Annotated in this window: 22 protein-coding genes; 1 reads left to right on the forward strand and 21 read right to left on the reverse strand. The window is 45.3% G+C overall.

What is annotated here, in order from left to right; genetic code table 11:
• The 18 genes from rsxC to B5G33_RS10500 all read right to left on the reverse strand — a co-directional run bounded on the left by rsxC (position 1) and on the right by B5G33_RS10500 (position 21,084).
• Positions 1 to 1,962 (reverse strand): electron transport complex subunit RsxC, encoded by a 1,962-nt coding sequence (gene rsxC, locus B5G33_RS10415; protein WP_087417605.1) that lies wholly within the window; start codon positions 1,960 to 1,962, stop codon positions 1 to 3.
• A 331-nt stretch (positions 1,963 to 2,293) separates the two neighbouring features.
• The gene (locus B5G33_RS10420; protein WP_087417606.1) at positions 2,294 to 2,647 is read right to left on the reverse strand and encodes a MerR family transcriptional regulator; all 354 of its coding nucleotides are present in this window, start codon (positions 2,645 to 2,647) and stop codon (positions 2,294 to 2,296) included.
• 82 nt (positions 2,648 to 2,729) lie between these two features.
• Entirely contained in the window at positions 2,730 to 4,169 is a 1,440-nt protein-coding gene (locus tag B5G33_RS10425) for a 6-phospho-beta-glucosidase (RefSeq protein WP_087417607.1), read from the reverse strand.
• A 4-nt stretch (positions 4,170 to 4,173) separates the two neighbouring features.
• The gene (locus B5G33_RS10430) at positions 4,174 to 6,108 is read right to left on the reverse strand and encodes a beta-glucoside-specific PTS transporter subunit IIABC (protein ID WP_087417653.1); all 1,935 of its coding nucleotides are present in this window, start codon (positions 6,106 to 6,108) and stop codon (positions 4,174 to 4,176) included.
• Positions 6,109 to 6,394: 286 nt separating this feature from the next.
• Entirely contained in the window at positions 6,395 to 8,263 is a 1,869-nt protein-coding gene (locus tag B5G33_RS10435) for an ABC transporter permease (RefSeq protein ID WP_087417608.1), read from the reverse strand.
• Positions 8,260 to 8,943 (reverse strand): ABC transporter ATP-binding protein, encoded by a 684-nt coding sequence (locus B5G33_RS10440; RefSeq protein WP_087417609.1) that lies wholly within the window; start codon positions 8,941 to 8,943, stop codon positions 8,260 to 8,262. The genes B5G33_RS10435 and B5G33_RS10440 overlap by 4 nt, the downstream gene beginning before the upstream one ends.
• Positions 8,944 to 8,975: 32 nt before the next feature.
• Positions 8,976 to 10,184, reverse strand: coding sequence for a hypothetical protein (locus B5G33_RS10445; RefSeq protein WP_087417610.1), 1,209 nt, complete (start codon positions 10,182 to 10,184; stop codon positions 8,976 to 8,978).
• 145 nt (positions 10,185 to 10,329) lie between these two features.
• The gene (locus B5G33_RS21350; RefSeq protein WP_158229601.1) at positions 10,330 to 10,494 is read right to left on the reverse strand and encodes a hypothetical protein; all 165 of its coding nucleotides are present in this window, start codon (positions 10,492 to 10,494) and stop codon (positions 10,330 to 10,332) included.
• The gene (locus B5G33_RS10455) at positions 10,473 to 12,026 is read right to left on the reverse strand and encodes a sensor histidine kinase (RefSeq protein ID WP_087417612.1); all 1,554 of its coding nucleotides are present in this window, start codon (positions 12,024 to 12,026) and stop codon (positions 10,473 to 10,475) included. Before B5G33_RS10455 ends, B5G33_RS21350 begins: the two co-directional genes overlap by 22 nt.
• Complete coding sequence (locus B5G33_RS10460; protein WP_087417613.1) at positions 12,019 to 12,672, reverse strand: response regulator transcription factor; 654 nt, start codon at positions 12,670 to 12,672, stop codon at positions 12,019 to 12,021. Before B5G33_RS10460 ends, B5G33_RS10455 begins: the two co-directional genes overlap by 8 nt.
• Before the next feature lie 99 nt (positions 12,673 to 12,771).
• Entirely contained in the window at positions 12,772 to 13,923 is a 1,152-nt protein-coding gene (locus B5G33_RS10465) for an aldo/keto reductase (RefSeq protein ID WP_087417614.1), read from the reverse strand.
• Between the two features lie 285 nt (positions 13,924 to 14,208).
• Entirely contained in the window at positions 14,209 to 14,367 is a 159-nt protein-coding gene (locus B5G33_RS10470; RefSeq protein WP_330396678.1) for a hypothetical protein, read from the reverse strand.
• 90 nt (positions 14,368 to 14,457) lie between these two features.
• Complete coding sequence (locus B5G33_RS10475) at positions 14,458 to 15,960, reverse strand: HAMP domain-containing sensor histidine kinase (RefSeq protein WP_087417615.1); 1,503 nt, start codon at positions 15,958 to 15,960, stop codon at positions 14,458 to 14,460.
• A 353-nt stretch (positions 15,961 to 16,313) separates the two neighbouring features.
• Positions 16,314 to 17,792 (reverse strand): xylulokinase, encoded by a 1,479-nt coding sequence (gene xylB, locus B5G33_RS10480; protein WP_087417616.1) that lies wholly within the window; start codon positions 17,790 to 17,792, stop codon positions 16,314 to 16,316.
• A 104-nt stretch (positions 17,793 to 17,896) separates the two neighbouring features.
• Positions 17,897 to 18,226 (reverse strand): winged helix-turn-helix domain-containing protein, encoded by a 330-nt coding sequence (locus tag B5G33_RS10485; protein WP_087417617.1) that lies wholly within the window; start codon positions 18,224 to 18,226, stop codon positions 17,897 to 17,899.
• 9 nt (positions 18,227 to 18,235) lie between these two features.
• Entirely contained in the window at positions 18,236 to 19,000 is a 765-nt protein-coding gene (locus B5G33_RS22355) for an ATP-binding cassette domain-containing protein (RefSeq protein ID WP_330396679.1), read from the reverse strand.
• A 138-nt stretch (positions 19,001 to 19,138) separates the two neighbouring features.
• Positions 19,139 to 19,564 carry a hypothetical protein gene (locus B5G33_RS10495; RefSeq protein WP_087417618.1) on the reverse strand — a complete coding sequence of 142 codons (426 nt, stop codon included), beginning with the start codon at positions 19,562 to 19,564 and terminating at the stop codon, positions 19,139 to 19,141.
• Entirely contained in the window at positions 19,561 to 21,084 is a 1,524-nt protein-coding gene (locus B5G33_RS10500; RefSeq protein ID WP_087417619.1) for a Y-family DNA polymerase, read from the reverse strand. The genes B5G33_RS10495 and B5G33_RS10500 overlap by 4 nt, the downstream gene beginning before the upstream one ends.
• Positions 21,085 to 21,265: 181 nt before the next feature.
• Between B5G33_RS10500 and B5G33_RS10505 the strand changes: the two genes are divergently transcribed.
• The gene (locus tag B5G33_RS10505) at positions 21,266 to 22,219 is read left to right on the forward strand and encodes a J domain-containing protein (RefSeq protein ID WP_087417620.1); all 954 of its coding nucleotides are present in this window, start codon (positions 21,266 to 21,268) and stop codon (positions 22,217 to 22,219) included.
• A 2-nt stretch (positions 22,220 to 22,221) separates the two neighbouring features.
• On the opposite strand, the gene B5G33_RS10510 is transcribed toward B5G33_RS10505, so the two are convergent.
• The 3 genes from B5G33_RS10510 to B5G33_RS10520 all read right to left on the reverse strand — a co-directional run bounded on the left by B5G33_RS10510 (position 22,222) and on the right by B5G33_RS10520 (position 25,266).
• Positions 22,222 to 23,055, reverse strand: coding sequence for a sugar phosphate isomerase/epimerase family protein (locus tag B5G33_RS10510; RefSeq protein WP_087417621.1), 834 nt, complete (start codon positions 23,053 to 23,055; stop codon positions 22,222 to 22,224).
• Positions 23,056 to 23,209: 154 nt separating this feature from the next.
• Positions 23,210 to 24,238 carry a LacI family DNA-binding transcriptional regulator gene (locus B5G33_RS10515; protein ID WP_087417622.1) on the reverse strand — a complete coding sequence of 343 codons (1,029 nt, stop codon included), beginning with the start codon at positions 24,236 to 24,238 and terminating at the stop codon, positions 23,210 to 23,212.
• Positions 24,229 to 25,266: an NUDIX domain-containing protein gene (locus tag B5G33_RS10520; RefSeq protein WP_242974648.1), complete on the reverse strand. Its 1,038-nt coding sequence runs from the start codon at positions 25,264 to 25,266 to the stop codon at positions 24,229 to 24,231. The genes B5G33_RS10515 and B5G33_RS10520 overlap by 10 nt, the downstream gene beginning before the upstream one ends.
• Positions 25,267 to 25,339: the final 73 nt, after the last annotated feature.

Genomic DNA, 25,339 nt, shown 5'->3' on the forward strand with positions numbered 1-25,339 from the left:
TCACTTCATCCCCCTTACTGCATTTTTTCCGGCTTTGATCTTGGTGACTAAAGGAATCTTGGAGGCGCAGATATACTCACAGCACCTGCACTCGATACAATCCATAACATTTTTATCCTTCATGCCCTGCCAGTTCTGTTCATCTGCAAATTTTGCAAAATACAGAGGAGAAAGTTCCATAGGACATACATCCATACAACGTCCGCACTTGATACAAGGCTGCTCAACAGTATGATCTGTATCCACGGCAATGATTCCATTGGAACCTTTCATGATCGGAACGTTCACATCAGAAAGGACAAATCCCATCATAGGGCCGCCGGCCTTAATGGTAATGTCATCTCCTGTCACGCCGCCGCAGTAGTCAATAAGATCTTTTGTATTGGTACCGATCTTTACAATGTAGTTGCCAGGGTTTTTAATTCTCTCGCCGGTCACAGTAACTACACGCTCTACTAAAGGCATACCCTTCAAGATCGCATCTGCAATAGCCTTTGTGGTACTGATGTTGCTGACAACACAGCCTACATCTGCAGGCAGGCCGCCGCTTGGAACTTTTCTTCCTGTCACACGCTTGATCAGCATTTTCTCAGCGCCCTGAGGATATTTTGTCTTAGCTGTTACAACTTCAATATTATCTAAGCCCGCTGTTTTCTCATTCATAAGCTGGATAGCGTCCGGCTTATTGTCTTCAATGACGATCACGCCTTTTTCTGCGCCTACGGCTTTAAGGATTGCCTGGAGACCATAGATCACATCGTCTGCAAACTCCAGAAGCACTCTGTGGTCTGCTGTCAGAAGAGGCTCGCACTCACAGCCGTTCAAAAGGATGGTGTCTACCGGTTTTGCAGGTTTTAACTTCACGGAAGTTGGGAAGCCTGCACCGCCCATACCAACGATTCCGGCCTCTTTTACGATCTCCACGATCTCATCGGGAGTCAGCTCTTCCAGACCTTTACGAGGCTGAACAGATTCGTGAAGAGTATTTTTTCCATCAGAACGGATAACTACAGAAAGGCATTCTCCCCTTGTGGCATGTCCATGATTTTCGATGGCAACTACGGTTCCGCTGACACTGGAATGTACAGGACTGCTGATAAAGGCTGCCGCCTCACCGATCTTCTGTCCTACTTTAACAGTATCTCCCACCTGCACTACAGGATTGGCCGGAGCCCCTGCATGCATGGACAGAGGAATCACTACTTCTTCCGGATCCGGGAATCTCTTAAGAGCCAGATGTTCTGTAAATTCCTTCCTCTCTGAAGGATGAACGCCGCCGTAATAACCTTCCAGACGGTCTGCACGAATGGCTTTTACATAATCATTGACAAATTTGAAGTTAATCTTTGAATAATCTCTCAGCTGGATAGGCTGATTCAGGAACTCTTCAAGACGTCCCTGTTTTTCCAGTCTTCTATATATTTTTTCCCATGCACAGTCTTTATTGCTGTCCACTTCGCATTTCCCGTTCTTCGCACCGCCGCACTGTCCGTTGACTAAGCTCTTGGAGCAGTCGACGATAGGACAGACTCCGCCGGTTATGTTCAGGTAACACTGGGCACATGCATCACATTTCCGCTCTGTGAGAGCCATACCATGATAGCCTGTGTAATTCAGTGAATTGCTGGCCGCATACACAGGTTTTCCTGCCAGATCTGCAACTGTCTGGATACCCAGACCACAGGAAATCACGAAAACATTCTCTGTGCCTTCCGGGATCAGATCCTGAAGTTTCTTTTCTGTCTGAATCTTGTTGCACAAAAAGTCGACTCTGGCACTGCCGGTCACTGTCTTTCCATTTTCGGCAGCAATTTTTTCAAACTCACCACATTCTGGTTCCTCAAGTGTTTCAAATTCCTTGAAGCACTTGTTGCAGGCAATAATGAACAAGTTGTCTTTATCGGCCAGTACAGACGCCAGTTCATCATTACTTTTTAACTTGTACTTGGTATAATTTTCCAATTGCCTTACTCACCTTCCTTATATTATATTCGGAATTTTTATCCTTATCTGTTTTCTTATTTCCCCCTCTGTGTGTATTGAAGAAAATAATAATCAGCAGTCAAAAACCCCGCTGCAAGCTGCGGGGTTTCTGGTCTGTGGGCGCTGCCCAGGGGATAAGTTGAGACATCTCCTGTTCATCGCTCACAGAAATAAAATAGCCTGCTAAGGATATGTCTCTAAGATAACATATTTTCGCTAAATTTTCCAGTACAAACCTTGTTTTTGTCGTAAAAAACGCACAATTTTTTCTTATACTTCTCCTATGGGCAGATGAACAGCCAAAGGAAAACTATCTGTTTCTATTTTTCTGCAGCTTAAACCGCAGATAGTCAATACGGTCAAGCCTTTTTTCCCTGAAATGGATTTCATCAAGAGTATCCTTTCTGTGACGGTTCAGCATTTCTATGCGTCTTTGTTCTGTCTCTTTTCCCATCAGCAGCAGACGCATATATTCTTCTACTTCACTGCTTTGAAAACCAATCTCATAAAGCGTCATGATCAAGCTCAGATATTCAATATCCTGATCATCATACTCTCTTGCTTCCGGCATTGGTTCCACTGTGTCCCCAAATCCCCAGTTCTCATATTCTTTCAGTATTTTTTCCGGTATTTGATAACGCTGGCTTACTTCCTGAATTGTCATTTTGCTTCCTCCTGTCTGTCTACTTTTCCAGAAAGATCTCTCCACCTTTCCTTACTCGGAATACTTTTTGTCGGAATCTTTTTTAATCCAGTTCTGTTCCGTTGCTTTCGATCACTTTCTTATACCAGTAAAAGCTTTTTTTCCGCTTTCGCTCCAGGGTCCCCTTCCCCTGATCGTCTTTGTCCACATAGATAAAACCGTATCGCTTGCTCATCTCTCCTGTGGATGCGCTGACCAGATCCACCGGGCTCCACATGGTGTATCCCATAAGAGGTATGCCATCTTCTGTCACAGCTTCGATCATGGTACGTATATGTTCTCTTAAATAAGCAATCCGATAGTCATCATCAATGGTGCCGTCATCTTTTACCGTATCTTTTGCGCCCAGTCCGTTCTCGACGATAAAAAGGGGCTTCTGGTATCTGTCATACAGGTCGTTCATAGTGATGCGCAGTCCAAGGGGATCAATCTGCCACCCCCACTCGCTTGCCTGCAGGTGAGGATTTCGTACAGTTCGGAAAGCATTTGCCGCTGTCCGTTTTGCTGATACTTCCGGATCTGCTGTGTCGCATCTGCTGCAGTAGTAACTGAATCCGATAAAATCCACAGTGCCCTCGGCAAGGATCTGTTCATCTTCTTCCTGCCAGTCAAGGACTACACCGTCCCGTTCCATCCATTTGAGTGCATAATTCGGATATCTGCCGCGGCTCTGCACATCGATAAAGAAATAATTTCCCCTCTCTGTCTGTTTCGCCTGCCAGACGTCCCTGGGATCACAGGAATATGGATAGAAACTGCCGCCAGCCAGCATACAGCCCACCATACAGTCTTCTCCTATGATCTCATGTGCCAGCTTCACAGCTTTTGCGCTGGCGATCAGTTCGTGGTGCGCACAGTTATATTTCACATTCTGTCCATTCTCTCCTTCTTCCACCATCAGACCGCAGCTTGAAAATGGAAGATGGTTCAGCATATTGATCTCATTAAAAGTAATCCAGTATTTAACTTTATCCTTATATCTTCTGAAAACGGTCTCGCAGTATTTCAGATAACAGTCGATCATCTTCCGACTTTTCCAGCCTCCAAATTCTTTGAGCAGCGCAACAGGGAGGTCAAAGTGGCACAGTGTCACTATCGGCTGGATACCGTATTTCAGACATTCCTCAAATACATCGTCGTAAAATGCCAGCCCTGCTTCATTCGGAGCATCTTCTGTTCCATTGGGATAAATCCGTGTCCAGCTTAAAGACATACGGAAGCATTTAAATCCCATCTCAGCAAACAGGGCGATATCTTCTTTATAATGATGGTAGAAATCAATGGCTTCATGGCTGGGATATAGATGTTCATCATCGCAGTCCAGCATGATTTTTTCTCCTTTTGCCACAGGCATACGGTCTGGTCCGTAAGGAAGCACATCGATCAGTCCGATTCCTTTGCCGTCTTCCTGCCATCCTCCTTCACACTGGTTTGCCGCCGTAGCGCCGCCCCACAGGAAATCTTTCAGTAGTCCTTTCGCCATCTTCTCATTCCTCCTTCTCTGTCTGCAGGATCTTTTCTCCTGCTTCTGTTTGTCCTGTCTTTGCAAGCCGGATTTCTTTATAATCTGGCGTGTTCGTTACAATTACGGATGTAACCGTTGGATACTGCTCTGCAATCTTCTCAAGCTCAAAATAAAGAAGCTTTTGTCCTACTGTTACGCGGTCCCCTTCTTTTACTACAGGCTCAAAGCCTTCTCCGTTTAAAGATACGGTGTCAAGTCCCACATGGATCAGAAGTTCCACACCATCCTCACTTAAAAGTCCGATGGCATGTCCCGTATCCGCCACCTGGATTACCTCTCCGTTAAAAGGTGCATACACATATCCCTCTTCTGGCTGGATCCCGCAGCCTTCTCCTAAGATTCCTTCGGAGAATACGCCGTCGCCGACTTCTTTCAGTTCTATTACTTTTCCTTTCATCGGAGACATCACTGCTCCTGGTTCCACAGATATTTTTTCTGCCAATGCTGCCTTCTGTTCTCCTCCAAGGGCAGTTTCTTCAATGCCTGCTGGGCCGTTTTCCTGTTCTGCAGACTCTTGAGCAACAGGTGCTTTTTCAAATTTCAGTGAGAGCAGATATGTAACAGCAGCCGTAACTATGACCGTAATGATCAAGGCAATGATAATGTTGTAGAAACAGCGCATCGTATTGTCGCCTATGTAAAGGACCACTGCCGGAAGTCCAGAGGAACCTGTGGCAAACCTGTGAGTCTGTGTCAATCCTGCATAAAGACCTCCGCAGGCTCCGCCGATCATGGCTCCGATCAGAGGATAACGCTTGGGAAGGGTTACACCATAAAGAGTAGGCTCCGTGATTCCCATAAGGGCTGTAATACCGCCTGAAATTGCCAGCTGTTTCATCTTTTCCTCTTTGGTGCGCAGCGCCACGATCAGTGATGCGGTTCCCTGGGCAATATTAGAGCAGACACAGCCCGGACCGAAGATACTGTCATATCCCAGATCCGCCATCTGCATAACTCCCAGCGGAGCCACGCCATTATGCAGTCCGAACATAACCATAAGAGGAAGCAATCCTCCTACGAGTACCGCCGGAGCCCAGCTTGCATTTGTACTCAGGAAAGTAAAGAACATACCCAGATAATCGCCGAGCACGCTTCCAATGGGTCCTAAAACTGCAAGGCCAAGGGTTCCCATGATCAGGAAGGTAAACATGGGCAGAAAGACAAGTTTTACAGCATTCGGTATCCACCGGTCAAGCCATTTCTCTGCAAATGACTGGGCAAGAACAACCAGTATGATCGGGATAACCGTATTTGTATATGTCACAAGTGTCAGAGGTAAAAAACCAAACAAATAGACGGAAGCACCTTCCTCCACCAGCGCGCCCCAGCTTGGATGAAGCATAATTCCTGCTACAGCAGCCGCCAGAACCGGATTGCAGTCCAGTTTTTTCGCCTCAGTGAATGCGATCAAAATAGGCAGATAATAGAACACTGCATCTGCGAAAAAATTCAAAATATAGTATGTCTGGGATGTGTCCGGATCTACCAGTCCAAATGCCACAAGCACTGCCAGCAGAGCCTTGACCATACCTGCGCCGGACAGAGCTGGGATAATCGGCTGCAGAGATCCTGCAATAAAATCAACCACCACTCCGGGGATGCTTTTCTTTTCCTTTTTCTCATCGGTTCCTTTTGTCTCTTTTTTAGGACCTACGATTTTCTGGACCTCTTCGCACACATATTTTACATGGGTGCCGATGATCACCTGATAAACGCCTCCGGCGATCATCACTTTTGATACGCCGTCCAGAGCCTCAAGTTTCTCCTGGTCCGCTTTTCCTTCATCTGCCAGCTTAAATCTCAGTCTTGTCTGACAGTGATAGACGTCGTTTACATTCTCTTTGCCTCCGACATACTGCACAATGTCCCGGGCGAGGCCTTCATATTCTTTACTCATCTTTCTCCCTCTCTTTCCATTAGGAAATATGTTTTTCATATAACGGTTCAGTACTGATATTTTTATCATATGCTTTGTTATGCAATATGTCTAATACCTTTTTCTGCTTTTCAGAAATACTATTTGAGCATTTCTAATCAAAAAAAGATACCAGAACTATTGGAGCTCCGGAAAGACTGCTGTGTCCGGCTTTGCTGGACACAGCACGTAGAAAAGGGACGCATCTGCTTTCAGATACGTCCCTCTTTTCTGTTCTATCGTGTAACTTGTTATATATCGAATACCCCTACTCCCGCATACTCATCACTTCCATAGGAGGCACCTTCAGATTTCTTTCCATAAACACCCAGGATATTCCCAGCATACCAGCCAGAATGGAACCAGGCACCCCTAAATAAACCAGGACTTCCAGTTCCAGATCCTGCTGTTCCAGAACCTCCAGCTCTTCCAGGGAAGGTTCTCTGGTCTGCCAGGTACTGTATTTCATGCTGTATTCCTGCTCTGTTTCCCGGGCCAGGACTCCTTTTACACTGGAATACAAGCTCTTACCTATAAGACCTCCTGTCAGCGCTGCAAAAAAAGTGAACAACAGAATCCCTCCAAGAAGGGACTTTCGGCACTGGCTCCGGGTCATACCCAGGGAACGTTCAATAGCAGTTCGTCTTTTCTGCTTCACAATGAAGAAATATGCCAGGAGCAGAAGGAGCGCTGCCGCAGAAAGGAAACCGGTCACTGCCAGGAGTGCTGCGGTGTTTCCTGCAGACTCCAGTTCTCTTCGTACCTGTTCGTATCCGTTGTCATCAAACCGGATTTCCAGGAAATCGCTGTTCTCTACTTCTTTAAAATTCTCCAGAAAATCAGCGGCAGAACCATTGGGGATCTGGAAAGACGTGGTGCCCATCTGCATAGGCCCGTACTTGACAATATTGTTTTCATCAGAAGCCTTCACAGAGTTTGCGGGTATCAGGATCATATCACCGGCAATCTCCACAGAGTTTACGTCTTTCTCTTCCGAAGGAGTATATTGATAGAATCCTACAATCTCATATTTTGCTTCCCAAAAGGCAGGATATACTTCTCCCCGGGCATTCAGCAGACCAAAATCCACCATCTGTTCCAGATAACCTGGTGCATCTCCATAATCGGCGTAATACAGGGAAAGGGGAATAGTATCCCCTACTCTGAGACCATTTCTCTGTGCAAAGGACTTGGAAACCATACAGACCGCTTTTCCTTTTTCAAACTCCTCCGTGGAAATCTCCCGGCCTTCCAGGACCTGACTTTCCTTTTCATGAAAGCTTGGAAGAAGTGCCAGGGAGTCGGTGGGAAGTACCTGAACCGTCTTATTAAATTTCTCCTGAGCTTCAATAGCATTCAGCCAGTAAACGCCTCTTCCTGTTTCGTAAAAACCCTCCGTCACCTCTTCCCATAGTGTGCTTTGCCCGGAGGGATCATTTTCTTTCTCAGCAAAAGTTCCTGCTATCTCTGCCCCGTTTCTGCTGCATTGGCTTGTTCCCGGATAACAGGAACCGGTAGGAATACATTCAATGACCACCTCTTCCCGGTCCAGATGACTGCTTCCTCTTGGCGCCAGAGTAACGATATAAGTCTTTCCTTTCTCCATAGGTGGCGGATCCGGATTGTTATGGTCGCAGAACCAGCACTGAGTGCTGCCCCTGGCGTCTCCGTATAATACCCGTTTAATATTCACCTGGACAGGCTGGGACGGTACACAGTCCTCCACAGGGGAAATCTCCGCTGTGAAGATTCCATACATGGCAACTGTCTCTTCAAGCTCCAGATCATAATCCGGCATCCAGGAGCCGTAGACGGGCCGTTTCTCCGGACCTTTCAGATAATCTGCCCCGTCAAAATCCAGCAGGCTCTCCGAAAAGATTTCTTCGTAAATGGGATAGTCATAGTAAAGATAACTTTTTGTCCCTGCCTGCCATACCGGTCCGGCCTCCATAAGGTTTTCTCTCTGCCGGACCATGCCGATGGTGGTAAAATTTTCCTCTGCCTGCCGCAGTTTTTCCCCTGTTTCCATCCAAAGTCTGAGTCCCAGGGTAAGAAGCAGAGTGGAAGCCCCTATAAATAAAAAGAACAGCAGAAGTTTAAACGGAGTACGCAGCATCTGCCGGATACTGTTTCTCATAGCTTTTCACCTCTTCTCTCTTCCAGTCTGCCGTCCTTCATGGCATATACCACATCTGCCTGTGCAGCAATATCCAGATCATGGGTAACGATCACCACACAGTAATCTTCCTGCCGGACCAGCTCTTTTAAAATGTCCAGCACCTTTTTACCATTTTCTGAATCCAGATTTCCGGTGGGCTCGTCGGCCAGAATGGTCCTGGCTTCTGAAGCCAATGCTCTGGCAATAGCCACTCTCTGCTGTTCTCCGCCGCTTAGCATAGCAGGAAATTTCCGGTACAGCATCTCCGTCAGCCCTACCTTATTCAGCAGCTCTCCCGCTTTTTTTGCAGCTTCTTTTCTCTTTTTTCCAGCAATTTCCATAGGATACATGACATTTTCCAGTACTGTCAGGGCCGGGAAAAGGCAAAAGGCCTGATAGATCACCGAAACATTTTCTCTTCTGTGCCGCTCATATCCTATATGACTGATATCCTCCCCGTCTGCCAGCACTCTGCCCCGGGCAGGCTTTCCAAGACCGGCCAGGATAGAAAGCAAAGTGGATTTTCCACTTCCGGAATGTCCGATAACCGCATAAAGATTTCCTTCTGCAAAGGTACAGGAAACCTCCTTCAAAGCTTCTACCTTCTGGTACTTTCCCTGATAAATATAAGTAACCTTTTCCGCTGTCAGTTTTTGCATAATATTCCTCCCAATTTATACCTGCTCTACTCTCAGTCAATCTTTGCCAAAAGTCTCATTACATCAAACTTCAGAAGGCCGGCCAGAGCTGTAACTGTTCCCAGGCAGAGACAGATCATATAAATTCCCAGGAGCCGGGCCGTCTCCTTTGGAGAAATCCCTGTCCAGGCCAGCAGAAACGGCAGGATCGCAACGCAGCCGGCCAGCTCCAGAAACAGATTTTCTCCAAACAGGGCCAGTCCTGTCAGCCTCCGGGGCCGTCCCAGAGACAGAGCAACTGCCGCTTCTTTTCTCCGGCAGCGGAGAAGGAGGAAAGGAAGAAGAACACTGATTCCGTAAATCAGGAAGAAAAAAGGTACCTGAAAATTCTCATAAATCCGGAGATTGTCCTGAAGTCTTCCGGCTGTCTCAATAAACACCTGATCCTGGACTGTCAGACAGAAGCCCCTTTTTCCTCCGGGACCATCCGGATTTACTTCTCCAAATGCGCTGTTTTCCATTTCCTTTTTGAATCTATTAAGATTTCCGCTGTCTTCCAGAACCCCTCTTGCCGAATCATAGTAAAATTCTGTCCCTTGTTCTTCGGTATACTGCCGCAGCCAGTCTGCGGAGAGCAAAACCTCTGAAAGTTCACTGGAAGTTCTGTAAACGCCGATCACTTTCAGGCTGGCCCTTCCCAGAGGCAGGAACTGAAAGGAGCCATCATCCCCCTTATATTTTATCTGATAAACAGAAAGCTCCAGGCTGTCTCCCGTTTCTATCCCGTAAAGACTTCCGTACTGTTCACAAATAGTACACCAGGGCTCCCGGCTGCTAAGATAGGAGATATCATAACCTTTGGCAAAAGAAAAGTCCTCTTCCTTCAGATTTGCAAAAGCATCCAGAGAATTGGCGGCTTTTATGGAAGTGTCACATTCCGGTACAGGTCCATTCTCTCCCTTTTCCTCCCTGTTTCCTCCAGCCTGAGCTGTATATACCGGATCCCGGACCCCGCTTCCTGCAAAAGCATCAAACTGTGCCGCCCGGATTTCCAGACCGATATCCTGGCTGCCATTGGCATTGGTGATCTGCACTGTTACCGGCAGCTTTTCTCCCAGAGTCTCCAGGGCATTCCGGATATTATTCAAATTTCCTATATAGATTCCTAAGGAAAGAAAAAGGAAAACTCCCGTCATTGCAGTCAGCAGGCTGAATCCTTTCCTGCGGCAGATGCTGCGGAAAATTTCTCTGACTAAAAACATTTCTTTTACCTCCTGTGTTACTCTGAAAATATGAAAATTCCTTTTTATCCGATTTCTTAACGTAAAAATGCTATTCTTTTCTATAGCTTTCCTATAGAAAAGAATAGCATTTTTATCTGGAATCTATCTGTGTTTTGTCTGAAGTTTATCTGAAGTATGACAGCGCCCAGATGGCTGCGATCCCCAGGCAGATGACGACGAGCGTTTGCAGCAGATCCGCTGTTTTTCCTGTTTTTCGCCAGTTCTTTACCATTTCCGGTATTTTCCACAGGCAAAAAGCAAAAACAATCAATATGATCCATTGGTACATTCTGATATCCCTCCTGTTTCTGAAGAATCTCTTTTCAAACGCAGACAGATACAGAATCCGCCTTCTGTATTTTCTGCTTTATAAGGAATTTCCTGAAGCTCCAGAGCCTTTTTAACAAGATACAGTCCCAGACCCGAGCCTCCTGTTTCTTTATTCCTGGATCCATCTACCCGGTAAAAAGCCTGAAACAGCCGGGGAATCTTTTCTTCCGGGATCCATACCCCGGTATTTTCCACTGCCAGCCTGCAGAGTTTTGACTCCTCTGATTCCTTCTGTGCAGAAATCCGGATTTCTTCTCCCGGGGGAGAATATTTCACAGCATTTTCCAGGAGATTTTCCAAAGCGCTTTTCAGTAACTTTGGATCCCCCAGGATCTTAAAGGATTCCGGCAGCGACACCCGCAGCGTCATTCCTTTATCCTCTATCAGATCCTCATAAGGAGTGCAGCTTTCCCTGATGATCCTGGTGAGATCTATTTCCCGGATCTCTGCTTTCATATCCGGCCTTTCCATACGGGACACCTCCAGGATCTTCAGGATCCGGTGTTCCATTTCCTCTACAGTCCTCAGCGATTTTTTCAGATAGAGTTCCCGGTCCTGATAGGCGCCTACCTGATAAAGCATTCCTGTAAGCTGACCTTTCAGCACTGTTACCGGAGTCTTCAGTTCATGGGAGGCTGCAGCAAAAAATTCCTGCTGCTCCTGATCCAGTTTCTTCTGTTTTTCCAGCTCTGCCTGCAGTTTTTTATTGGCATCATCTCTCTCAGAGAGAGCCTGTTCCAAGGCTTTGGAAGTGCTGTCAATACTCCGGGCCAGAGAACCGATTTCATCCTTTCTTTTGAAAAACAGCCGGGAATTTGTCCAGTCCATGCGTGACATGGCTTTGGCCGCCCGGCTGATTCCCAGAACAGGTCCGGTAATGTACCGGGTATAGACTGCCGACGCTCCAAAAGCCAGCAGAAAAATAATGGACAGAAGATAAGGCAAAATCCTTTCCAGATCAGAAAGAAAAATATTTACCCGATTCGCTTCCGTCGGAATCAAAGTAAATTCATATGGTCCCTGATCTGAGAAAGAAAGGGTAACCATACAGGATTCTATTTTTTCTCCTTCCATGCCTATAGAGCGGTTATTCTCTATGCTATAGCTATACTGGCGGACAGAAGTCCTTCCATCTGCCACTGCCCCTGTTGCCTGAAGGCTGTATTTCTGCTGATCCTGACAGAGATACTGACTTTGAAGCCCGGGGATCTCCACTTTCTCCTTGGTATATGGGGCAGAGATATCCATCCTCATCTGATATTTTTCACACAGGTCATTGAAAAACTTCCCGGATTCCTCCCGGCGTATTTTGGGAAGAGTTTCTTCCAGTTCTTCTACACAGGTATTTACATGGTCATTATAGCTTAAGGTATAGATCTGGGGCATGAAAGCATACAGGCCCATCAGCACCAGAAGGTTGGAAAAGACCAGGAGAGCTGCAGTGATAAAAAATATTTTCAGGGAAAAACTTTCCTGTATCCGCTTAATCAAGTTTATATCCCACCCCTCGTATGGTTTTGATCACATCTTCTCCTATTTTTTTCCGGAGATTTTTAATATGGGTGTAGATAATCCCGTCTTCACAGCCATATTCATATTTCCACAGCTTTTCCATGATGTAATCTTTTGTCATGATACGGTGGGGATCTGCCAGAAAAAGAGCCAGGAGTTCAAATTCCCTTCCTGTGAGATAAACCTCCTGCTCCTTTACTTTTACCGTATGGCTTTCTCTGTCCATAAAGATATCTCCCCAGGATAAAAGCTCTGTTCTGGGATTCTCTCTTCTGCGCAGCACAGCCGCTACTTTTTTCAGAAAAACCCCTATAGAAAATGGCTTCGTCACATACTCGTCGATCATCAAATCATAGCCCCTTATCTGGCTGTCCTCGTCAGACAGTGCCGTCAGCATGATCACCGGCACATCGGATTTTTTCCGGATCTCTTTGCACAAAGAAAAACCGTCCAGCTTAGGCAGCAGAATGTCCAAAATTACCAAATCTGTTCTTTCCTTTCCGAAGAGACGCAGTCCTTCCAGACCATCATAGGCCGACACTGTCCGATACCCTTCATTTTCCAGAAACACCGACAGCATCTCTGCAATATCTTTTTCATCTTCTACGATCAGTATTGTCTTCATCGTTCACTTTTCCTTTAACAACTATTAAGCTGTTCTGTATCGGGTATAGCCAATTTCTTTAATAACCCAAGTGCTTTATCTATTCTGCTCTGCTTGCTTTTAGTTTTTTCGGAGGAACAATTCTCTCGCCTTCTCCATTCTTTCCATTACAGGAACCCCAAAGGGGCATCTCTCTTCACAGCCGCCGCAGCCAATACAGTCCTCTGCATTAGCGGACAGCTCCTCATAATGAGCCCGAAGGCTGTCCGGGATTTCCTCCTGCATAACAGCCAGGTCATAGAGTTTATTCACCATGGCAATATCGATCTGGACTGGACATGGAGCACAGTGCCCACAATAAGTACACTGGCCGGAATAGGCGTGATGAGGGGCTTTTGCCAATACGCTGGCATAGTCCTTCTCCTCCTCTTTGGCTGTCTCATATGCAGCAGCCTCTTTTACATGCTCCGGAGTATCACAGCCAGTCAGTATGCTGGCTACGGCTGGTCTCGTCAGTGCATAATGAATGCACTGGACCGGGGTCAGTGCTACCCCAAAGGGAGAAGTCTGAGGTGAAAACAGCCTTCCTCCGGCATATCCTTTCATAACCGTAATTCCCACTCCCTGCTGTTCACAGATCCGGTAAAGCTCTGCCCGCTCTGGGTCAATACCTCCCAGGCTCTCCTCATAAGTTTCCGCAAAATAAGTATTCAGATCCTCACTGGCCGGAAGAAGATCAAAAGCCGGATTGATGCTGAACAATATCATTTCAATCTCACCGCTTAAAGCTGCCAGCTTTGCAACCCTGGGATTATGGGTGCTCATGCCAATATGGCGGATGACTCCTTTCTCCTTCTGCTCCTTCACATAAGTCAAGAACTCTCCATTCATGATGCGATCAAATTCTGCTTCTTCATCTACAAAGTGAATCATGCCAAGGTCTATATAATCTGTCTGCAGGCGCACAAGCAGGTCTTCAAATGCCTCCTTTACCTTGTCCATCTCTCTGGTACGAACATACTGTCCATTCTGCCAGGTAGAGCCGAAATGGCCCTGGATGATCCATTTCTCTCGTTTTCCTTCCAAAGCTTTGCCAATATTAGAGCGGACATTTGGCTCAGACATCCAGCAGTCCAGAATATTGATCCCGTAGCTTTCACAGCAGGCAATGACCTCTTTAACCTCTTCTGTATTGTGACGTTCCAGCCATTCGGCTCCAAGTCCGATTTCGCTTACCTTTAATCCTGTTTTTCCCAGTTCTCTGTATCTCATCTTATAATCCCCGCTTTCTGCAAAAATCGCCTATACTTAATGAAAGTATAGACGATTTTCCCTTCCTGTACAATCAAATTTTGCTGCATTTTCCCTCTAAATTCTGATATTCCTTCTCCGGCGCTTGTTCCACAGTGCCTTAATTCCCAGGACTGTCATTCCCAGGGCAGATATGCCTGCCGCTGCCTTCAAAATTGTTTTCATCGTCCCGCCTCTCTTTCCCGCTGCTCTGCTGCCAGTCTTGCCTTGGCTTCTTCAACAGTTTCCCCTTCTTTTGTCAGGAATTCATCTACAAAAGAATCTGATATTTTGGTAAAGCCGTTTACTGCGCCTTCTTCGATTTTTTTTGTAGCCGCCGACCACAGTCTCCTCGATTTTCTTGTATCCGTTGACTACTTTTTCAGCAATTTTCTCATTTGCTTTTACAAGTTTTGACTTTGCCATAATTGTTTCCTCCTTTGATTTGTCTGCCTTTGACGATATAAGAATAGCTCTCGAATATTGGGAAAGCGTTTCTGTTTTGTTTCCGAAATATTAATCCTGATTTTCTTTATTACCTGGAAATTCCATGCAGATTTCCAGGCCCATTCTGTCCCTGGCATAGATGGTTCCCCCATGATCTGCCACAATCCGCTTTACAATGGCAAGTCCCAGGCCGCTGCCCTCACTGCAATGTGTTCTTGCTTCATCCAGCCTGCAAAAGCTCTCAAAAATTTTTTCCAGACAGTTTTCTGCTACTCCAGGCCCATCATCTGCTACACTCCAGAAAATCCGGTCAGTCCTCTTCTGTATAGTAATCTCAATATGGCTCCTATCTTTTTCCCGATAACGGACACTGTTTGTCAGCAGATTATCCAGGATCCTTTTAAAAGCACTTCTGTCTATTGCAAGTTTTACTCCCTCTTCTGCAGACAGCAGGAAGTCCAGCTTGTTTTCTCTGATAAACTCCTCATTTTCCTCCAGATATTCCCTGACAAACTCTTTTAAATCTGTCTGTTCCATCTCATATCGAAACATGTGGTTTTCCATTTTGTTATAGGAAGAGAGCTGATTCACCAGATTTTCCAGATCCCCGGTTCGCGTCTGTACAGCCAGCAAATATTTCTTCTGTTTTTCCTCCGTATCGGCAATTCCATCCAAAATTCCTCCCACATAACCTTTGATAGTTGTCAACGGTGTGCGCAAATCGTGAGAAATTCCAGAAATCAGTTCTTTCCTGTATGTTTCATATTTCGTCTGTTCTTCCTTAGAACGTTTAAGCTGTCTCTGCATCTCGTTGAATTCTTCGCATACTTCCCCTAATTCATCCTGGCGCAGCACAGGGATTTCGTTGTCCAGCACTCCGCTTTTCACTTTCTGCATTCCCCGCCTGATTTCTTTCATAGGAGGAATGATCAGGGAACTGATCCATCGGGAACAGCATGCGTTGACAAGAACACTGATCAGTATTGTACAGATACCGAAAATCCAGATATACGGAATCACATATTTCTGGAGATAACTTTTACTTCCCAGAACATTTCCCTCTCCGTTGCTGATCGCAATAATCGAGCACTCTTCATTATCCTCATAAAAACTGCATCTGATCACAGAAACCTCTTCATTTCCCACGGTAACTGAATTCGCCTGTTCTGGAATGGGGCCGATCAGCTTTTCTACCTGGCTCCACTCTGCTTCTGAAACATTTGCATACAAGGTTTCATCATTCAGGGTGATCATAAAATGGTATCCCAGATCCGTCAATTCTTTACGAAGTCTTATCATCTCAGGAGATTGTCTGAGTTCTCCCCCGCTCATGACTTCTTCGTCTATATTTTCTAATTCCCTCCAATTTGTATTCCAGAGTTCCTCCTGATAGGCATAGATCAGATTCTGGGCCGAGATTACCCCATTTTTATCCTCATACATTTCTTCTATAGGCTGCCAGTATTTCTGTCCTGCTGTCTGCAGCCACAGAAATCCCATAGAAAGCAGCAGGACAAGGGGTACAAAAAGCACCAGCAAATTAGAAATAATAATCTTTTTTCGTATTGACATTTCCACACCTTCGTTTTTAATTTATTTCATCCGAATTCCCTTTTCACTTTTTTCTGTCTGTATTGCTTCATCTGTTTGTTTAAGGCAGCTGCCAGAATGTATTTTTGCATTTGCTGATTTTTTGTCAGCTTCTTAAGTCGGTTTTCCATATCCTTGCCCTGCTCCTCTGTCATTATAATTTCCGGAGATTTAATTCTTGAATATAGAGTAAGCAGTAAATCTAAAATAAGCGGGGAAATTTTTTAAATAAAAAAAACTTTTTATCAGATATTTTCATTTTGTAATGCTGGACGCTATACCTAAAGGAAGGGTCTGCCCCGTCGCCAGGGCAGACCCTTCCTTTGCATTTCCATCTACATCAGGTCTTTCACTCTTTTATATAACTCTTGGTATTTTTTTAATCCCCTCCGATATATCTCCTGATTTTCTTTTTGAGGAAGAAATATTTCCTTCTCTAAAAGAGAAAATTTCTTACATCCCTCCTCCACAGAAGGAAGAATAGATGTCCCCGCCGCTGCCAGTATACAGGCACCCAGACAGGCCTGCTCTTTTACTTTGCTTACATAAACTGGCTTTTCAAAGATGTCCGCCTGGATCTGAAGCCATTGCCGGGAGGCAGCGCCTCCTCCTGAGGCAATCACAGCGGAAGCCTCTACACCTAATCCTTCCAGAATCTCCATACACTCTTTCAGACTATAGGTAACTCCTTCCATGACTGCCCGGAGAAAATGTCCTGGTCCATGTCCCAGTGTCATACCGAAAAATACTCCTCTGGCTTTTGGATCCATATGAGGAGTCCTTTCACCAGAAAGATAAGGAAGATAAAGAAGTCCTTCTGCTCCTGGTCCGGCCAGAGCAGCCAGTTCATTGACTTTATAGTAGTCATCAATGTTCAGGATCTTGTTTTTTATCCAGCTCATAGACATTCCGCTGCACAGAGTAGCCCCAAATATGGTATATGCGCCTTCTATAGCATGACAGAAGGTATTTGTCCGCAGCTTTTTGTCATAGACAGGTTCCGGGAGGAAGGCGGAAACCTGCCCTCCTGTACCGATATTGGAGATTACCCTTCCCGAACGAATCATTCCGTTTCCCACACTTTGCGCCTGCTGATCTCCGGCACCATAGATCACCGGAATTCCCTGAGAAAGGCCTGTCTCTTCGGCACAGCGGCGGCTGACTGTCCCTGCAATGGCACAGGATTCAGCCACAGAAGGGAAAATCTCCTTTGGCAGTCCGAACCTGTCTAAAAGCTCCCAGGCCCAGTCTCTACTAGCCGTAGAAAACATTCCTGTGGCAGAAGCATCACTGACCTCTGCTCCTATATTTCCTGTCATCTTAAACCGCAGGTAATCCTTTGGAGAGAGGATCTTTCTCACTCTGGAAAATATCTCTGGTTCCTCTTCCTTTACCCATAGAAGAGAGGGGAAGGCAAAGCCGCTGCTGACACGGTTGCACAACAATCTCCCCATTTCTTCCTTTGTATATGCACTATAGATCTCATCCAACTGCTTCTCGGCTCTCTGGTCCAGCCAAATTATCCCAGGTCTTAAAGGCTCTCCGCTTTCTTCTATAAGAACCACACCATGCATCTGCCCGGAATATCCCACTGCAGCGATTCTTTTATAATCTTCCCTGAAGTTTTCTCTGAGCTGTCCCAGGACTTCCAGAAGGGAAGTCCACCACATCCGGGGATCCTGCTCCGCGTATCCCTGGCGGGGAATATCTACCTCATAGGTCTTTGAGCAGATTCCCCTGACACCTTTTTCCGTATCCAGAAGCATTGCCTTGATACTGGAAGTTCCTACATCGATTCCCAAAACTACTGCCACCTGTTTATCCTCCAATTTTTTATGTTCTTATTATAGCAATATTTCCGGGAAATTCCCATTGGTCTTTGCTTATTTACAACTATGCCAGGATTGATACATTTATTTTAGAAATCCTTTCCTGTCACTTTCCTGTAGAACTTTTCCTCATCAATCCGGTATCCCACAGATCGGACACTTAAGATCACATCATGCATGTCCAGTCTCCTCCGCAGATTTTTTATGTGTGAGTCTACATTTCTGCCACCGTCTCTTTTTCTTGAAGGAAGAGCCTCATTGATTTCTTCTCTGCTCACTACTGCCCCTATATGCTCCAGCATATAGAAGAGAACCTCAAACTCATAAGGCCCTATCCGAACCTCTCTTCCTTTTCGAATTAACAGATGCTGTTTTTCTTCCATCTGCATTTTTCCAAAGCAGCGTCTCCTGTCCTTCATTGCATCTTCCTAGACATATCTGTGAAGGATTCTCTGGAATTCCTGGAATGAAAAGGCCCTGGAAATAAAAACAGAAGTATATTCTGAATTTTTATCCAGCTGGCGGATTTCCTTTTCTCTGGACAAAAGCAAAATTACAGGGCAGTTTTCTCTGCAAAGGCTTTGCAGTATCCCTCCGTAGAGTTCAACACCTTTTTGATCTGTTACAGCCAGAACGGTCCGGTGGGAAATTCCTTTCTTACCTGGTCCACTTTCAGGGGTCCAGGTAAGAAAACCTTTCAGCAGGGCAAACTTCTTGATCATCTCCTGTATTTCAAGATCTGCGGCTCCGTTCATAATAGAAAGTATCTCCATAACTACTCCTCGTATAATCTGAGTCTCCTTCATAACATTTTCAATCTCTTCTCTTATAGATTCCCGTGGGATTTTTTTCGCCTGAGCCACAAATCTCAGATATTCTCTGGGAGTCTCTTCCAGATACAGAGGCGGCTGCTCCGGAAGATATCCGATCATCTTTTTGGCCTCTATAGGTTGTTCAAAAATGTCATATTCCCCTATGGAAACATTGCCGGAAGTGGCAGACAGACAGCCCGTCATAATATTCATGGTAGTGGATTTACCCGCCCCATTGGGCCCCAGGAAACCGCAGACTGTGCCTTCTTTGATAGAAAAAGAAATATGGTCTACAGCCTTATGATTTCCGTAATACTTGGTCAGATTTTTTACTTCGATCATCTGTTTCTTTCCTTTCTGCGCAATTTGTACTGTATCCATGTTAGCCCTTCTCTGTGTTCTTTCATTGGAGCTTTTGTGTTTCTTTTATGAAAATTTTATAAACTTCTCTTGTCAGGGCAAAGAAAAAAAGCGCTGCCTGACAGCTTTTTTGGCTGTCTGACAACGCCTTTTCCTTTGTTATATGCTGTGGATAATAATGTCCACTATCTGGTCCAGTTCTATCTTTCTTCCCTCCTCCATAATAAGCATCCCACTGTCCCCGTCTGCTTTTCTGATTCTTCCAAAAGCTTCGAAATATGCTCCTCCTGTTTTCTTCTGATCCGGCAGAAAATAGATAACGGTAACTATGGGCTTTTCCCCAGGAGCATTTACTGCCCTCTGAAGCTTATAATTCAGTGCCTGTTTTTCATCTTCAGACAGCTCTGGCTTTCTTTCCGTCTGTCGGGCTGTCTCTTTTATTACTTCCCCATAACCGGTCAATGCGGCAAAGGGTGCAAACTGAGCCGCTCTCCCGGAGAGCGGCATAGGCGGATGCGCCCTGGATATATGATGAGGAAGATTTATAATATCCTCATAATTTTTCTCCTGGCTCTCTCTGCTCACGCCCTGTGTCCTCCTATCTGACAGTTCCTGTCTCTGGCTGTTGCTCCTTTTTCCAGACTCATACCTCTTAAAACAGCATTCTTTCCGAATTTTTTCTTGATCTCCAGTACAGCCTTCTGCATTTTCTGTTCCCGTTCTCTTTCCGCATCCTCTTTCTCCTGCTTTCTGCTAAGGGCCTCATAGTCGGTAAAAAGGTCCATCTGCTGAAACTGTGTTTTATTCTCTGCCTGGCATTCCTGTATTACATGCTCCGCTGCCATATTGATGCGGCGTACCAGTAACTTTTGGTCCACAATCTTGTCAAAAAGCTCTGTAACTCCCTGGAGAATCTGCCGGGAAGAAGAGGTATGCCCATTTAAATTTATGGTACCATGGGCGTGCTTGGGAATTTGTCTTCCATACATATCTGTAGTAACCTCTCCCTTATATTGCTTTCGCAGATCAGAGTCTTTCAAATTGTCGATATCATACCCCACTGTCAGGACAAGCTGGTCGGTAACAAGCCCCTTATCTACCAGGTCCAGAGCCAGCATATCCGCCATTTCCCGGACTACCAGCCTTGCCTTGTCAAAAGGATAGGGACACTGCAGCACCTGTCCGGACCCCACACTGCTGTTCTGTGGTCTATAGGCTTTGATATCTGCCATGGTGCAGGGTTCCCAGCCCCAGGCATGGTCGATGAGCAGCTCTGCATTAACGCCAAAAAGCTCATATAGAAGCTCCTCCTGATAATAGTCCCCAGGTTTTCCCAGAGAACAGCGGGCAATGTCTCCCATGGTGTACAGCCCATGGGCTTCCAGCTTTCTGGCATAGCCTCTCCCCACCCGCCAGAAATCCGTAAGAGGCCTGTGAGACCACAGCTGTCTGCGGTAGGACATTTCATCTAACTGTGCAATACGCACACCATTTTCATCTGCCGGAATGTGTTTTGCCACAATATCCATAGCTGCTTTGGCAAGATACAGGTTGGTGCCGATTCCTGCTGCTGCCGTAATACCGATATTCTCAAGCACATCCAGGATCATCTTCATAGCCAGTTCCCGGGCAGTTATTCCATAGGTCTTCAGGTAGGATGTAGCATCAATAAAAACTTCATCAATGGAATAAACATGAATGTCTTCCGGCGCTATATACTTCAGATAGATCTGATAAATCCTGCTGCTGATCTCCATGTATTTAGCCATCTGAGGCGGGGCTGTTATATAATCTGTCTCAAGAGCCGGGTTCTCTCGAAGTTCTGGCTCTTGACAGGAAGATCCGATGAATTTTTGCCCAGGTGCTGACTGCCTTCGTATCCCATTGATCTCTCTGACTTTCTGAATCACTTCAAAAAGTCTTGCTCTGCCCGGAATCCCATAGGCTTTAAGAGAAGGAGACACTGCAAGGCAGATGGTTTTCTCTGTCCTGGTTCTGTCCGCCACTACCAGATTGGTCGTCATGGGGTCCAGTTCCCGCTCTATACATTCCACAGAGGCATAGAAAGATTTCAGATCAATAGCAATATAGGTTTTCTCAGTCATATCAGGGCCTCCTATGTTCTTCTTTTCAGCTTTCGCTGTTCTTTTAATAATCATAACACAAAAGCCAAAATCGAACAAGTGTTCTTTTTCACTTTTTCAAACAATTTGAGTTCATTTTCTATCTGTGTTATCATAAAACAAGCATAAAAACAGGAAATCCGAGAAAGGAGGGCCACAGACCATGACACTGGCAGAAGCCTGCAGAATCCTGGATATTTCTCCAAAAGCAGATATGGAACAGATTAAAAAGCAATATCGAAAGCTTATGCTCCAGTTTCACCCGGATGTTTCCGGCTCTTCTGAAGTCGGCTATGAATACAGTGTCCAGGAGATCAACCTGGCCTATGCTGTTTTAAAAAAAGGGTTCGCAGAATTGGAAAGCATTTCTTTTTCAGAAAAAGAAATGAGTTTTCAGGACAATCTTCTTCACTGGAACGCCCCCACGAATTCCCATGCATGGAAAGAGCGGGATATCCTCCACTATGCAGAGGATTGTGAAGGAAATATTCTGGGGAATTTTACCATTGCCCGGGGAAAATATCTGTGGACAGCAGAAGAAGATTTTTCTTTATTCCTCCTGAGTCTTTACCGCTGCAGTCAGGAAGTGCTGGACGAAATCGACGCATCCCTTCAAAGGGAGGAACCTCCTTCTCTCCGCCAAAGAATCCAGCCCCAGCTTACCTATCTTCTGGCTCAACAGTTTATGGATGGAACTGCTCTCCTTAAAGAACTGTCAAAGAAAGTCTCCCATAAAAAAGAAGAGGGTGGAGTCTACTACCTGCCTGCAATGCTGGAAATCACCCGGAGTTTTGCAAATCTTAAGAATGGAGAATCTCTTTTCCCCTCCAGACTGAAAGGCCACAGACTGTATCTGAAAAACTGTGCCGGACAGGAACTGGGATATCTGTCTTTTCCTGATGACCGGTTCTATTACATTGTCATTCCTCTTTTTGAACAGCGAAAAGTTCTTGTAAAAATAAAGGCAGTTCAAAAACCTGTCACATCAGGGAAGAGGAAAACTTCCAGATATCAGCGCCTTCATTTGTGGCTGAGGTTTTCCGGAAAAGCAGAAAAACAGCTGCCGGAAAGTCTGAATCTTCAGATCCGGCAGCTGCTGGAAATTTACAGGCAGTGATTCTATCCGAAATAGTGGTTCACAAAATCTTTTGTCACCTGGGCGGCTTTTTTTATATTCTCTTCATGGGACATGGCATAATACTCCGGGCGAAATTCTTCAATGGTACATACGCCGTCAAATCCGATTTCTTTTAATGCCTCAGCAATGCCCTCGTGATCTACTACGCCTTCTCCCGGCCACAGTCTCTTATCGTCTCCACAGGCCCCCAGAGGCAGGTCTTCACAGTCATTTAAATGATAGGCAAAGATTTTCTTTCCGTCGGCGGCCTTCAGATCTTCCAGCCTAGAGCACATCTCATGAAAATGGAAGGTGTCCAAAGTAATCCCTACATTATCTCTGTCCACTTCTTTCACAATGTCATAGGCTGTGCCAAACTGATTAATAGAGCAATCCGGAGCGCCACAGAATTCCAGCGAAATCCTCATATCTTTTCCCACCTTATGGGAAAGATACCGAAGACGTTCTACTGCTTCTTCACGAATCTCAGATACTGTTTTATCCTTTACCCCGCAAGTCGGCACTGTAATCAGCATTTTCAGTCCAATGGCCTTAGAAACCTTCAGAATGAACTCTACTTCTTCATCTACTTCCTGTTTTCCTGCCTCATCCCTTTGATTAAAATACAAAAGGGTATTGTAAGCCCAGGGCTTTAATCGGTGGCTGCCAAACCATTCTGCTAACTCTTCCAGTGTATGCTCCTTTAAATATTCTTTCAGGCAGTCAAAGCGGATTTCAATATAATCAAATCCATACTTTTCGCACATTTCCAAGTCTGCCATCAGTGATTGTCCCTTACATTCCAAGGCAGTGGCTTCATTAAACCCAATCTTCATATGCATTTCCTCCCGGTCATTCATATTTCCTTTATATATCGTATATAATATCATTGTGTGCACGTGAACGCAATCTGTGCTTTTTACCAAATTTAATTCTCTCTGTTTATTGATTTTTACAAACCTGATCCGTACAGAACTCTCGTCTGCTTTATTATATATTATACCTTGTCTTTATAGCGATCTCTGTATGCAGAAGCTCCTTTTCCGGTTTGATCTGATCAAAAAGCAGCCGGAACAAAATCATTACCGGTTCATATCCCTGAGTCCTGGCATCCTGTCCTATAAGGAAATTTATGGTTCCCTCTTTCAGCCATTTCTTATTCTCTTCCAGAAAATCATTGGCAATCATACGTATCTTTCCATCTTTTCCTGCTTTCTTTAAAACTCTGCATACGCCGCTGACCCCATGACCCGTTACATAGATTCCTGTCAGTTGCGGATACTGGACCAGAAGCTGTTCTGTTGCTCTGGCAGCTTCTTCTTCCTCATCATGAGAATAACAGACAGCTGCCACCTGTATATGAGGATAGCATTTCTGAAGCTCCTCTGTAAAGCCGTTCCGCCTGGCCTTTAGTCCAGGGTTGGAAACTTCTCCGGTAATCACTCCCACCTGCCCTTTTCCTCCTGTAATTTCTCTCATAAGTCCTGCAGCAGTCCGGCCACTCTGATAATTATCCTGCCCTACAAAGCATAGTCTCCCCGTGTCTTCTAAATCTGCATTCATCATGACTATAGGAATCCCATACTCTTTGCAGTATTTACTGATTACCTTTTTCAATTCAGGATTCTCTGATGGCGTAAGGGCAATTCCCTGAAATCGCTGCCGGCGCATATCCTCCATAAGTTTTATAACCTTGTCAGGTCTTACTTTTTCGATTTCGCATATTTGTACAATGCCGCCCAGACTCTCCACTTCTTGTTTTCCCTCCTGGACTCCTTTTAGAGTCTGCATCATGAAGGGAGTTTCCATATATTGAAGAATCACACCAATCTTTATCTTTTTTCCGGACATAGCAAGAGCCTTACCTGCTCTACTGGGCTGATACCCCATTTCCAGGGCAAGCTTTTTAATTTCAGCCGCAACTTCCGGGCGAATCCTGCCTCTGTCATGAAGAGCTCTGTCTACAGTACCTCTGGAGACCCCTGCTGCTTTGGCTATTTCTTCTAAAGTTACCGGCATATTTTTCCTCCATTCCCTCTTTTTGGATCATATCCTTCATCTTCCTCTGTATTCCATATATCTAAATATTTTCCAACAATCTCCAACTCGTCCATATAAATGCAGTTCTTCATACTGCCTTCCTTTACTTCCCGGCAGCACTCTTTAAAATCCATCCACTTTACCGCCTCTACTTCAGATTCCTGAAGAATCAGTTTTTCCTCATCTACCGGTCTGGCATATATATAGACTGCACTTATCTCATAATCCTGGAAAGGCTTTCCATAAAATACATCTTCAAAGTATGCTTTACGCATGCCTGCCAAATGAAGGTCTTTCTCCTCTGCCCGGATTCCCAGCTCTTCCTCAAGCTCTCTCAAGGCGGCAGGAAGATAGGCGTCTCCTGCGGCTACATGGCCTGCAGAAGAAATATCATAGCACCCGGGATTAGAATCTTTCATCAGACTTCTCTTCTGGAGCAGAAGGTCCCAGCCGCTTTTCTGATTTCTTCGGACGATCCAGATATGAGAAGTGGGATGAAGGCTGCCATCCAGATGAGCCACGCCACGTTCCCGGACGATGCCCGATACACTTCCGTCTTCCCTGAGAATATCGAAAAGCTCCAGAGATTTTCCGTTCAAAGAGGCCAGTTGAAGGATATTTCTCCTGTCCAGGATCACTTTCAAAGAAAAGAAAGGACCGTCATCCATCAGAAGCCGAAAACAGATCTTTTCCTCCTCTCCTGCAACCTTATTCAAGACTTCGCCTGCGTTTTCCCAGGAAACAATATTCGCGGATTTTTCTTTTTCCATGGAATCAGAGCCGTGAGCGCTGAATAAAAACACGTATTCCGTGAATTTTCCCTCTCTGACCAAAGTAAGGATTCCTCTGGCCTTCCAGGATAGAGCTGGATTGTTTTCTCGTATTTTATCCGTTCTTAGCAGACATTCCTCCGGACTTTCTCCTTCTTTCACGGCTTCTTTTATGATCCGGTACTTTCCCCTCTGATTTAAAACACAGAGGATACTCAGCTTTTCTGTCATTTCCATACACCCCATTGGCTATTTATTCTATCTCTTAGTTTACCTGATTTTCAAAAAATTTCAATTTTTCTTTTCCTAA

Source organism: Blautia sp. An81 (assembly GCF_002161285.1).
GTDB lineage: Bacteria > Bacillota > Clostridia > Lachnospirales > Lachnospiraceae > Blautia > Blautia ornithocaccae.

Bases quoted from the DNA above. Each gene is read 5' to 3' on its own strand.
- B5G33_RS21350 (WP_158229601.1), bottom strand. From the start codon at position 10,494: ATGTACCAATGGATCATATTGATTGTTTTTGCTTTTTGCCTGTGGAAA.
- B5G33_RS10430 (WP_087417653.1), bottom strand. From the start codon at position 6,108: ATGAGTAAAGAATATGAAGGCCTCGCCCGGGACATTGTGCAGTATGTC.
- B5G33_RS10435 (WP_087417608.1), bottom strand. From the start codon at position 8,263: ATGAGAAACAGTATCCGGCAGATGCTGCGTACTCCGTTTAAACTTCTG.
- B5G33_RS10500 (WP_087417619.1), bottom strand. From the start codon at position 21,084: ATGACTGAGAAAACCTATATTGCTATTGATCTGAAATCTTTCTATGCC.
- B5G33_RS10505 (WP_087417620.1), top strand. From the start codon at position 21,266: ATGACACTGGCAGAAGCCTGCAGAATCCTGGATATTTCTCCAAAAGCA.
- B5G33_RS10515 (WP_087417622.1), bottom strand. From the start codon at position 24,238: ATGCCGGTAACTTTAGAAGAAATAGCCAAAGCAGCAGGGGTCTCCAGA.
- B5G33_RS10470 (WP_330396678.1), bottom strand. From the start codon at position 14,367: ATGGCAAAGTCAAAACTTGTAAAAGCAAATGAGAAAATTGCTGAAAAA.
- B5G33_RS22355 (WP_330396679.1), bottom strand. From the start codon at position 19,000: ATGGATACAGTACAAATTGCGCAGAAAGGAAAGAAACAGATGATCGAA.
- B5G33_RS10520 (WP_242974648.1), bottom strand. From the start codon at position 25,266: ATGGAAATGACAGAAAAGCTGAGTATCCTCTGTGTTTTAAATCAGAGG.
- B5G33_RS10510 (WP_087417621.1), bottom strand. From the start codon at position 23,055: ATGAAGATTGGGTTTAATGAAGCCACTGCCTTGGAATGTAAGGGACAA.
- B5G33_RS10465 (WP_087417614.1), bottom strand. From the start codon at position 13,923: ATGAGATACAGAGAACTGGGAAAAACAGGATTAAAGGTAAGCGAAATC.
- B5G33_RS10445 (WP_087417610.1), bottom strand. From the start codon at position 10,184: ATGTTTTTAGTCAGAGAAATTTTCCGCAGCATCTGCCGCAGGAAAGGA.
- B5G33_RS10475 (WP_087417615.1), bottom strand. From the start codon at position 15,960: ATGTCAATACGAAAAAAGATTATTATTTCTAATTTGCTGGTGCTTTTT.
- B5G33_RS10425 (WP_087417607.1), bottom strand. From the start codon at position 4,169: ATGGCGAAAGGACTACTGAAAGATTTCCTGTGGGGCGGCGCTACGGCG.
- B5G33_RS10440 (WP_087417609.1), bottom strand. From the start codon at position 8,943: ATGCAAAAACTGACAGCGGAAAAGGTTACTTATATTTATCAGGGAAAG.
- B5G33_RS10485 (WP_087417617.1), bottom strand. From the start codon at position 18,226: ATGAAGGACAGGAGACGCTGCTTTGGAAAAATGCAGATGGAAGAAAAA.
- B5G33_RS10420 (WP_087417606.1), bottom strand. From the start codon at position 2,647: ATGACAATTCAGGAAGTAAGCCAGCGTTATCAAATACCGGAAAAAATA.
- B5G33_RS10460 (WP_087417613.1), bottom strand. From the start codon at position 12,672: ATGAAGACAATACTGATCGTAGAAGATGAAAAAGATATTGCAGAGATG.